At 56.5% G+C, this 10,731-nt stretch carries 7 protein-coding genes; 4 read left to right on the top strand and 3 right to left on the bottom strand.

The genetic code is table 11. The features are described from left to right. A partial coding sequence (gene ypfJ / locus K9U38_RS11830; RefSeq protein WP_224494526.1) for a KPN_02809 family neutral zinc metallopeptidase occupies nucleotides 1-935 on the bottom strand: 935 nt, incomplete at its 3' end. Nucleotides 936-1,269: 334 nt separating this feature from the next. On the opposite strand from ypfJ, the gene carB reads away from it, so the two are divergent. Further along, the gene (gene carB, locus K9U38_RS11825) at nucleotides 1,270-4,755 is read left to right on the top strand and encodes a carbamoyl-phosphate synthase large subunit (RefSeq protein WP_224494525.1); all 3,486 of its coding nucleotides are present in this window, start codon (nucleotides 1,270-1,272) and stop codon (nucleotides 4,753-4,755) included. A gap of 9 nt (nucleotides 4,756-4,764) precedes the next feature. Here carB and K9U38_RS11820 read toward each other — a convergent pair whose 3' ends face one another. Beyond that, nucleotides 4,765-6,549 carry an ABC transporter ATP-binding protein/permease gene (locus K9U38_RS11820; protein ID WP_224494524.1) on the bottom strand — a complete coding sequence of 595 codons (1,785 nt, stop codon included), beginning with the start codon at nucleotides 6,547-6,549 and terminating at the stop codon, nucleotides 4,765-4,767. A gap of 329 nt (nucleotides 6,550-6,878) precedes the next feature. Between K9U38_RS11820 and K9U38_RS11815 the strand changes: the two genes are divergently transcribed. After that, nucleotides 6,879-7,091, top strand: a complete 213-nt coding sequence (locus K9U38_RS11815) for a cold-shock protein (protein ID WP_099998246.1) — start codon at nucleotides 6,879-6,881, stop codon at nucleotides 7,089-7,091. A gap of 189 nt (nucleotides 7,092-7,280) precedes the next feature. Here the strand turns inward: K9U38_RS11815 and K9U38_RS11810 are convergent, their stop codons facing one another. Next, nucleotides 7,281-7,895: a glutathione S-transferase family protein gene (locus K9U38_RS11810; RefSeq protein WP_224494523.1), complete on the bottom strand. Its 615-nt coding sequence runs from the start codon at nucleotides 7,893-7,895 to the stop codon at nucleotides 7,281-7,283. A 244-nt stretch (nucleotides 7,896-8,139) separates the two neighbouring features. On the opposite strand from K9U38_RS11810, the gene K9U38_RS11805 reads away from it, so the two are divergent. Both K9U38_RS11805 and msrP read left to right on the top strand, forming a co-directional pair. After that, nucleotides 8,140-9,342 carry a pyridoxal phosphate-dependent aminotransferase gene (locus tag K9U38_RS11805; RefSeq protein WP_224494522.1) on the top strand — a complete coding sequence of 401 codons (1,203 nt, stop codon included), beginning with the start codon at nucleotides 8,140-8,142 and terminating at the stop codon, nucleotides 9,340-9,342. Between the two features lie 129 nt (nucleotides 9,343-9,471). Further along, a complete protein-coding gene (gene msrP, locus K9U38_RS11800) occupies nucleotides 9,472-10,452 on the top strand; it encodes a protein-methionine-sulfoxide reductase catalytic subunit MsrP (protein WP_224494521.1) in 981 nt (326 codons plus the stop codon). Nucleotides 10,453-10,731: the final 279 nt, after the last annotated feature.

The following is a 10,731-nucleotide window of genomic DNA, read 5'->3' as shown; positions in this document are numbered from 1 at the left end:
CAGATTGGCGCGTTAAATGTATCGCAGGCGTCGAGCTTGCCACTGTCGAAGCCGCGCTTGAACCATGTCGCGCGCTGGTCCGATGTGCCGTGGTTGAAACTCTCCGGTACAACATAGCCCTGCATGCGCCGCTGTAGCGTATCGTCACCGATCTGCTGGGCAGCATTCAGTGCTTCCTCTAGGTCTCCGGCGTCAAGAATGCCCTTCTGCTTGGTATAGTGGCCCCAAATGCCTGCGAAGCAGTCGGCCTGGAGCTCGACACGTACGGACATGGCATTGGCGTCGGCCTCGCTCATGTTCTGGCGCATCTGGTTGAATTTCGGCAGTACCCCGATCAGATTCTGCACATGGTGCCCGACCTCGTGCGCCAGCACATAGGCCTGTGCGAAATCGCCTGAGGCCCCAAATTTCTTGTCGAGTTCGTCATAGAAACTCAAGTCGATATAGAGCTTGCGGTCACCCGGACAGTAGAAGGGCCCGGATGCAGCGCTCGCGAAGCCGCAGGCCGACCGAACCTGCCCGTCGAACAGCACCATGGTCGGGGCGGGATACTGCTGCCCTTCGGCCTGGAAGATACCGCTCCAGACATCTTCGGTTTCCGCGAGGACCGTTCTCACGAATTGCGTCATCTCATCATTGCTCTTGACGGACGCATCGCCCGAAGGAGCCTGACTCTGCCCTGGCACCAATTGACCGCCTCCGCCCCCGGAATCGACGAGTATCTGCATCGGATCGATGTTTGTGCAGAACTTCAGAAACAGGAATATCGCGGCCAGGATGAGTATGCCGGTAAATCCGCCACCTCGTGCCGTGCGGATGCCGGAGCCACCCGGAAGGCGAAAGCCACCACCGCGGCCGATGCCGCCGGGAATCCCGCCGCCTTCGCCGCGTTGATCCTCAACATTGTCACTCTGTCTACGGCCCTGCCAACGCATTTCCCGTCTCCCGATCGCCGCCGGCGCCAAACGGCCGACCCATTATGGTTTAGTATAGTGCTATTTGTTTCACGCACGATGCTAATTTTCAACGTGCAGTCGCACAGGATAGGGCCTCAAATTTCGTGAGTGATTGGTGCGTTGCGACGATAACCCGTCGGACGGGGCGAAAAACTGCAGCGAAAAAGCGTGAAATGGCGCGTTTTTGGGGTTACGCAATGCGATGGCTTTGCCTATAAGGCAGCCTTAGCCTCGCATTTGGAATTATGTGCCTGCCCGTACGGTCAAACCCGTGCGGTTTTTTGTGCAGCACGCTGTTGATAGGAACGCACCCATGCCAAAACGCACCGACATCAAATCTATCCTGATCATCGGCGCTGGGCCGATCATCATCGGTCAGGCATGCGAATTTGACTACTCCGGCACGCAGGCATGTAAGGCGCTCAAGGAGGAAGGCTATCGCGTCATCCTCGTCAACTCCAATCCGGCGACGATCATGACCGATCCGGAACTGGCAGACGCGACCTATATCGAACCAATCACGCCGGAAGTTGTCGCCAAGATCATTGCCAAGGAACGTCCTGATGCCCTCTTGCCGACCATGGGCGGCCAGACCGCACTGAATACTGCCCTGTCGTTGCGCCGCATGGGCGTCCTCGACCGCTACAATGTCGAGATGATCGGCGCCAATGCCGAAGCGATCGACAAGGCCGAGGACCGTGCCCTGTTCCGCGAGGCCATGTCAAAGATAGGACTTGAAACACCAAAGTCGATGCTAGCCAATGCCACTGAGGTCAAGGACCTTGACCGCAGATTGCACAAGGAACAGCGCGAGGCAGTCAAGGCGAAATATTCGGGTGCTGAGCTGGACGCAGCTTTGGACAAGCTGGAAACTGAATGGCAGCTCGGCGAAGGCGACCGCAAGCAGCGCTATGTGGCCCATGCGCTGGGGATGGCGGGTGCGGCGCTCGATCATGTTGGCCTGCCAGCAATCATTCGCCCCTCATTCACCATGGGTGGCACCGGTGGCGGCATTGCGTACAATCGCGCCGAATTCTATGAGATCATCGGCAGTGGCCTTGACGCTTCGCCGACAACGGAGGTTCTTATCGAGGAGTCAGTTCTCGGATGGAAAGAGTATGAAATGGAAGTTGTTCGCGACAAGGCGGACAATTGCATCATCATCTGCTCGATCGAGAACGTCGATCCGATGGGCGTTCATACTGGTGACTCAATCACCGTTGCGCCGGCTCTTACCTTGACGGACAAGGAATATCAGATCATGCGCAACGCCTCGATCGCGGTACTGCGCGAGATCGGCGTTGAGACTGGCGGATCAAATGTGCAGTTTGCGGTCAACCCTGAGAACGGCCGTCTGATCGTCATCGAGATGAACCCGCGCGTATCCAGGTCTTCAGCTCTTGCATCGAAAGCGACGGGCTTTCCCATCGCCAAGGTCGCCGCCAAACTCGCTGTCGGCTATACGCTCGATGAACTCGAGAATGACATAACTGGCGGTGCGACACCCGCCTCCTTCGAGCCATCCATCGATTACGTCGTCACCAAGATCCCTCGTTTTGCCTTCGAGAAATTCCCTGGTGCCGAACCAACCCTGACGACTGCCATGAAGTCGGTAGGTGAGGTCATGGCCATCGGTCGTACGTTCAAGGAATCGCTACAAAAGGCTTTGCGTGGTCTTGAGACCGGTCTTACTGGTCTTGATGAGATCGCGATTCCTGGTCTCGGCGAAGGCAATGACAGCAATGCCATTCGGGCCGCCATTGGAACGCCAACGCCTGACCGCCTCCGTATGGTCGGACAGGCGCTGCGCCTCGGCCTCACCGTGGAAGAAGTCCACGAAGGCTGCAAGATCGACCCTTGGTTCCTGGAACAGATGGCCGAGATCATTGCTACGGAGGAGCGCGTGCGGGAGCATGGACTGCCGCAGGATGCTCAAAACCTTCGCATGCTCAAAGGAATGGGTTTTTCGGATGCGCGACTTGCCAGCCTTGCAAAGGTCGAAGCCAGCGATGTGACCAAACTGCGCAACAAGCTCGACGTTCATCCCGTCTTCAAGCGCATCGATACCTGCGCCGCCGAGTTTGCTTCCCCGACAGCCTATATGTACTCGACCTATGAAGTGCCATTCGCCGGAGCACTCGCATCGGAGGCTATGGTTTCGGACCGAAAGAAGGTGGTCATCCTCGGAGGCGGCCCGAACCGTATCGGTCAGGGCATCGAGTTCGACTATTGCTGCTGCCATGCCGCCTTCGCCCTGCGTGACGCCGGGTATGAGGCCATCATGATCAACTGCAATCCGGAAACAGTGTCGACCGACTACGACACGTCGGACAGGCTGTATTTCGAGCCGCTGACTGCCGAAGATGTCCTGGAGATCCTGCGCACCGAACAGACCGCCGGGAGCTTGCATGGTGTGATCGTGCAATTCGGTGGACAGACGCCGTTGAAACTGGCTGATGCTCTCGAGAAAGCCGGCATACCAATCCTTGGCACCTCGCCCGATGCGATTGATCTCGCCGAAGATCGCGACCGCTTCCAAAAGCTCCTGATCAAGCTCGATCTCACCCAGCCCAAGAATGGCATCGCCTATTCCGTGGAACAGGCGCGTACGATTGCCGGGGAGCTGGGCTTCCCTCTGGTCGTTCGCCCATCCTATGTTCTCGGCGGCCGTGCCATGCAGATCATCCACGATGAACGCGGCCTGCAGAGCTATCTGCTCGACACGGTCCCGGAACTTGTACCGGAAGACATCAAGCAGAAATATCCGAACGACAAGACCGGTCAGATCAACACATTGCTCGGCAAGAATCCGCTGCTGTTCGATCGCTACCTGACTGAAGCAACCGAGGTCGACGTCGATTGCCTGTGTGACGGCAAGGACACTTGGATTTCCGGTATCATGGAACACATCGAGGAAGCTGGCATCCATTCCGGTGACAGCGCCTGCTCCCTCCCCGTTCATTCTCTCTCTGCCGAAACCGTGGCTGAGCTTGAGAAGGAAACAGCGGCACTTGCAAAATCGCTGAACGTAGTCGGCCTCATGAATGTCCAATATGCCATCAAGGACGACACGATCTATGTGCTCGAAGTCAACCCGCGCGCCTCGCGCACCGTGCCGTTCGTCGCCAAGACCATAGGCACGCCTATCGCCAAGGTTGCAGCAAGGATCATGGCCGGTGAAACTCTTGACGGCGCACTTGCCAGCTATGGTGGCAAACCATCGACAACGGGGCGCCAGCATATCGCTGTCAAGGAGGCAGTATTCCCGTTTGCGCGCTTCCCGGGCGTCGACACGCTGCTCGGACCGGAAATGCGTTCTACCGGCGAGGTGATGGGCCTCGACTATGATTACGCGCTTGCTTTCGCCAAGGCTCAACTTGGGGCTGGCGTCGATCTTCCGCGCGATGGCACACTCTTCGTCTCGGTTCGCGATGAGGACAAGCCAGGAATCCTCCCCGCGGTACAGCGTCTCGCCGGACTTGGATTCAAGATACTTGCGACTGGCGGTACGGCGCGGTTCCTGCGCGAGAACGGCGTCGAGGCACAGAAGATCAACAAGGTTCAGGAAGGCCGTCCCCATGTCGAGGACGCAATTCGCAACAGGCAGGTCCAACTCGTATTCAATACGACCGACAGCGCCAAGGCGATCTCGGATTCGAAATCATTGCGCCGCGCGACATTGATGCAGAAGGTGCCCTATTACACGACGCTTTCGGGCGCGGACGCCGTGGCGGAAGCCATTGCGGCATTGAAAGCCGGTTCGCTGGAAGTACGGCCACTGCAGGATTATTTCGTGTGAACTGCTGATCTAGACTCCCTGGAGCCCCTCGTCTTCCATGCCATGCCCCGAGGGGTCGCTGACGAAATGCAGCACTTTGGCGAAGACGTGGTCGCCCTTGTCTTCGCGTCCAATGTGCACGACCGTTGATTTGCCAAGGTGATTGCGCAGGACCGACATGACCCGGTCATGGGCGCCGGGCTCCATGCCGTCAAGCGCTTCATCGATCACCACCCAGGTCGGTTTGTGCAGTTTGAGCCGGGCGAAGGCCAGTGATTGCTGTTCGTCATCGCTCAGTTCCCTGTCCCAACGTGCCCTGAAATCAAGCATGGTCTCGAGCCGAGTCAGGCCAAGTTCGCGCAGGGCTGATACAAGCTCCTCGTCAGAAAATCCGTCCTTGCCGACGGGATAGGACATGGCTTCGCGCAAGGTGCCAGGCGGAAAATAGGGCAGGCGCGGCATGAAGAGGATGTTCGTGTTCGCAGGCAAACTGACAGTACCCGCTCCCCAAGGCCAAAGGCCCGCAATCGCACGAAAGAGCAAGGTGCGATCAATCCCGGGTTCGCTGGTAATCAGGACCCGCTCGCCCTCCTTCACGACCGCCCTCTTTTGCTTCAAGCGAACGGTCGCCCGTGGCGCGGTAATCTTGAGCGAATCGAGAACAATCTCGTTCGAGCTGGAATCTGCGAACTTGATGCGATGCTCCAGGCTGTTCCTGACGTCAGTGGCCTGCACGGCTTGCCGGAACGAGGTTACGCGAAGAAGGGTAGCGCGCCAGTCGGCGATGGCGCCAAAATTATTGACGAACCATTTCAGCGCATCATGCACCTGATTGAAGGCACCGATTGCGGCCATCAACCCGCCAAAAGAGAGGTTTCCCGCGAAGTAGACCGGCGCCGCCACCAGAATGGGCGCTACGATGGTGATCCACCCATAGCCCGATGTGACCCAAGTGAGTTGCGTCAGCGCCGTAACAAGCAGGCGGATGGCAGCCAGAAGGCTATCAATATCAAAACCAATCCTCCGGTTCTCGTCGGCCTCCCCTCTGTAGAGGGAGATTGCATCGATATGCTCGTTCACCCGCATCAGCGAAAAGCGTAGTTCGGACTCTTTCTGGTAGCGATCCGCGTTGTACTTGATCAGTTTGCGCCCGACGAGCCAGCTTAGCCAGGACGCCGAGGCAGCGTACAGGAATGCGGCCCACACCATATATCCCGGGATGGAGAAACTATAACCGAAGACATTGAACACGAAACCGCTGGAAAACGTCCATAAGACGCCGACAAAACTGATCAACAGGATCGAGGCCTGTAGTAGGCCGAATCCCAGATCGGTCGACATTTCCGAAAGATGCCTGGCATCCTCGTGAAGCCGCTGGTCTGGATTGACGCCTATCGGCCCGGAGTTGGATAGCTTGAATGCACGGCGTGGTTGCAGCCATTCGCCGACCAGGTCACGCGTCAACCCTTCGCGCAGTTTCAGCCGCGTCATCTGGTTCAGCCAGGTTTGCGCTACATTGAGGACCAGCAGCACCGAAGCAATAGCAAAGAACACCATTAACTGGTCAACAAAAGCTGGGAAATCGCGCCTGGACAAGGCATCGTAAAAGGGAACATTCCAACGATTCAGCAGGACCTGACCGGCGGACGTTACGATAATGATGCTGAACACGCCGAGAATCATCAGAATCAGGCGATTGCGAACCGGCGATATCCAGTAGATGTCGCCGATAACACGTAGCTGGGCCGCGAGGCTTACATCCACTTCGCCCGCAACGGCCGTGGCTTTGGATCGGTTCTGCTTCTGCTTCGCCATGAGTTTCCCCCGTGGACGACCGCGATTCGGCCTGTTGACTTACTATCTACCCTTAAAACATGTCGAATGGTGCGCTGAAATTCAAAAGGGAATTTCAAACCAAATTTACGCCTACGCCCCGTACCATCGGCCCTGACGATAACTGCAATTGAATACGGCTTGTTTTGGCAGAAATTCTGTCATATGAATCCGCCATCGATTTTATCGGTCGAGTGACTTTGCGACCTGCGTAACCTGTTGCGCTTCCTGATGAACTCCATTGCATAGGTTCGATTCCCTGGGCTGCATATGTGCATGCTGCCTGTCTTAATATCTGAAAGGAATTTCCCATGGCTTCGGGAACAGTGAAATGGTTCAACAGCACTAAGGGCTACGGCTTCATCCAGCCTGATACTGGTGGTGCAGACGTTTTCGTCCATATCTCCGCTGTTGAACGCGCAGGTTTGCGCGGTCTCAATGATGGCCAGAAGGTCAACTACGAGATCGTCCAAGACCGTCGTTCGGGCAAATCGTCCGCTGACAACCTCAGCGTTGCCGGCTGATAGGCCCACGGGAATCGTCGGATTTCTGAACGCACATAAATTCAAAAAGGCGGGATTTTGGTCCCGCCTTTTTTATTTGAAATCAACGGATTGCGCCGCTCAAGGGAATCGGAGTCGGAGCGGCTTCAACCATGCTCTCACCTGAACGAGCCGGCGAGTTGATCGAAAGCCTGCGCGGCAATTGACTGCTCAGCCCGGCAGCCATGTGATCGGAACGTGACCTTCATCGCCGGCAACACGGCCAAGCCACTTGGACACTGAGGGATAGGCTGCAAGGTCAAAGCCGCCACGATTGGCTTCGTGCGTATAGGCATAGAGCGCGATATCAGCGATGCTGATGTTGCTTCCGGTGAAGTATGGCGACTTCTGCAGTTGGTTTTCCATCACGAGCAGCGCCTTGTTGCCACCTTCAAGGGTGGCCGCCAGACGTTCCGGCGTCGCGTCCTTTGCCCGCTCTGGATATACCAGCAAGGCGCGGCGGACGGCGATATTGGGCTCATGCGTATATTGCTCGAAGAACAGCCATTGGTACATCAGCGCACGCTCATAAGCGTCTGCCGGAATAAATCGACTGCCTTCGGCGAGGTGCAAAAGGATGGCGTTCGATTCCGCAAGCAGGCGACCGTCGTCAAACTCGAGCAGGGGGACCTTGCCGTTTGGATTCTTCGCCAGGAACTCCGGTTTGCGTGTTGAACCATCGGTTGAAGATATGGCGATGTGTTCGAACGGGACCGCCAGTTTTGCCATTAGAAGTCGTGGCTTGTAGCAGTTTCCGGAATCGATTTGCGAATAGAGTTTTGGCATCGTGCTGGTCTCCTGTGGCGGGCGAAATATTCCCGCTACGTCCCTCTATGTCCAATCATTTTGATTGAAGCGTCATGCAAGCATTACTGATGCTTGCGCCATTCCATGTCACACCCTGCACAGAAAGTGCATGATGTGAAGACCCGCAAACATGCTTTTGCTTGCGATTCTCCGGCCGTTGCGACATAGCAAGCCCGCAAACCGTCTACCGGTCATCAAAACCTCGCTCCTGGAGATCGATACCATGGCATTCCTCGCAGACGCCCTTTCCCGTGTGAAGACTTCCGCAACAATTGCGATCACTCAGAAAGCGCGCGATCTCAAAGCCGAGGGCAGGGACGTTATATCGCTTTCTGTTGGCGAGCCGGATTTTGATACCCCCGAGAATATCAAGGAAGCCGCCATCGCTGCCATACGTCGCGGAGAGACGAAATACACGCCGGTAGCCGGTATTCCGCAGTTGCGCGAGGCTATCGTTGGAAAATTCAAGCGTGAGAACGACCTAGAGTACAAGGCCAACCAGGTTATTGTCGGAACGGGGGGCAAGCATGTAATCTACAACGCATTGCTCGCCACATTGAACCCCGGCGATGAGGTGATCTGCGTCGCTCCCTATTGGGTGAGCTATCCGGAGATGGTTGCACTGTGCGGTGGAACTCCAGTGATCGTGTCAGCCTTCCAGGAGAACGAGTTCAAGCTCCAGCCGGAGGATCTCGAGAGGGTCATTACTCCGAGGACCAAATGGATCATCATGAACTCTCCCTCGAACCCATCTGGCGCTGCCTATAGCTGGGATGAGATGAAGAAGCTCACGGACGTGCTCATGCGCCATCCCCATGTCTGGATTTTGACCGATGACATGTACGAGCATCTCACATATGGAGATTTCAAGTTCGTCACACCCGCACAGGTTGAACCGAACCTCTACCACCGCACGCTGACAATGAACGGCGTGTCGAAGGCCTACGCCATGACCGGTTGGCGTATCGGATACGCTGCCGGCCCAATCGAACTGATCAAGGCTATGGATATGGTTCAGGGCCAACAGACCTCCGGCACGAGTTCAATCTCGCAATGGGCGGCAGTGGAAGCCCTCAACGGCACGCAAGCTCACCTGAAGGTATTCAAGAAGGCATTCGAGGCGCGCCGCGATCTCATCGTCTCAATGTTGAACCAGACCAACTTCCTTGAATGCCCCAAGCCAGAAGGCGCCTTCTACGTCTATCCGTCGTGCGCAGCAGCCATCGGCAAGACAGCTCCGTCCGGCAAGGTCATCGCAACGGACGAAGATTTTGTGAGCGAGTTGCTCGCAACCGAAGCCGTTGCGGCGGTGCACGGATCAGCGTTCGGTCTCGGCCCGAATTTCCGCATCTCCTACGCAACATCTGATGCCAATCTCGAAGAAGCTGGAAAGCGCATTCAACGCTTTTGCGCCAACCTTCGCTGAATTGAGGGCGTCAAATTTGAGGGGCCGTTTGGCCCCTCATTCGCGAGTCCCAGCTTCACAGCATTGTGTGACACCAGTTGCTGAAAACTGGGTACGTTCGATCCAATGTTGCATGCGAGGACTGGTCACATGTTTGCTATTCACCAAAAACCGAGCTGGACGCTTGCTGAAGCCTCGGCCACCCCTGAAGACGCGTTCCTTAATCGGCGTTCGATCCTTAAGGCCTGGGGCATGGGTGCGCTGGCAGCAACCGGAAGCGCGCTCCTCCCAGCGCTGGCAAACGCACAAGCCGCACCCAAGGCATCCGGTAACCCTGCCCTCTATCCGGCAAAACGCAACGAAGCCTACAAGCTCGACCGCAGTCTCACCCCGGAAGAGATCAATTCGAAATACAATAATTTCTATGAGTTCGGCGGCGACAAGGACATCTGGACGGAAGCGCAGACACTCATTACCAATCCTTGGGACATCGAGATAGACGGAATGGTGGACAAGCCCTTCACTGTGGCCTTCGTCGACCTCGAAGCCAAAATCCCGTTGGAAGAACGCCTGTATCGCCATCGGTGTGTGGAGGCCTGGTCAATGACAATTCCGTGGACCGGATTCCCCTTGGCAAAGCTTGTTGAACTCGCCAAGCCAACAGCAGCAGCGAAGTACATTCGGTTCGAGACGTTCAACGATCCGTCCATGGCAAGTGGACAGAATGGCTTCCTCTATAGTTGGCCCTATGTCGAAGGCGTCACGATGGCGGAAGCCGCCAATGACCTGGCGTTCATCGTCACTGGAGCCTATGGCAAGCCTCTGTTGAACCAGTTCGGCGCGCCCATACGCCTCGCCCTACCCTGGAAGTACGGATTCAAGTCGATCAAATCCATCCGCAAGATCACATTCACCGATCAACGCCCGGTAAGCTTCTGGGAGGGTTTGGCCTCGAACGAATACGGCTTCTGGGCCAACGTCAACCCGGAGGTCGCCCATCCTCGCTGGAGCCAGGCCCAGGAGCGCGTCCTGCATACCGGAGAAACCGTCCCGACCCTGTTGTTCAACGGCTATGGAGAACAGGTCGCGTCACTGTATGCGGGCCTCGAGAGCGAGCCGCTCTATCGATAACGCGCTGCTAATGTAGCCGGAAAAGAAAAGAGGCCGGACAATTGCCCGGCCTTAAGTTTTGAAGGTGCCGTTTCCGGCTAAACCTCCAGAGGGGAACACTTGCGGGCGCGCAATGGGAGGAGGAGACGCACCGGCAAGTGATGTGGATATGAGGGTTTTGACGCGTCATCGCAACACCCATTTGTGCAACGCACCCATGCAGCGAATGCATAGCGGCTAATTTCGTTGCGATATTGGAACGCTTATGAACTGAACGGACCGAAAATCGACAAAATCATA

It is taken from the genome of Phyllobacterium lublinensis (assembly GCF_020164435.1).
Classification (GTDB): domain Bacteria; phylum Pseudomonadota; class Alphaproteobacteria; order Rhizobiales; family Rhizobiaceae; genus Phyllobacterium; species Phyllobacterium lublinensis.
The sequence above is the reverse complement of the archived record's forward strand: the minus strand, read 5'-3'. Positions and strand labels throughout refer to the sequence as shown.

Coding starts and splice junctions, on each gene's coding strand:
- carB (WP_224494525.1), top strand. CDS start 1,270: ATGCCAAAACGCACCGACATCAAATCTATCCTGATCATCGGCGCTGGG.
- K9U38_RS11820 (WP_224494524.1), bottom strand. CDS start 6,549: ATGGCGAAGCAGAAGCAGAACCGATCCAAAGCCACGGCCGTTGCGGGC.
- K9U38_RS11815 (WP_099998246.1), top strand. CDS start 6,879: ATGGCTTCGGGAACAGTGAAATGGTTCAACAGCACTAAGGGCTACGGC.
- K9U38_RS11810 (WP_224494523.1), bottom strand. CDS start 7,895: ATGCCAAAACTCTATTCGCAAATCGATTCCGGAAACTGCTACAAGCCA.
- K9U38_RS11805 (WP_224494522.1), top strand. CDS start 8,140: ATGGCATTCCTCGCAGACGCCCTTTCCCGTGTGAAGACTTCCGCAACA.
- msrP (WP_224494521.1), top strand. CDS start 9,472: ATGTTTGCTATTCACCAAAAACCGAGCTGGACGCTTGCTGAAGCCTCG.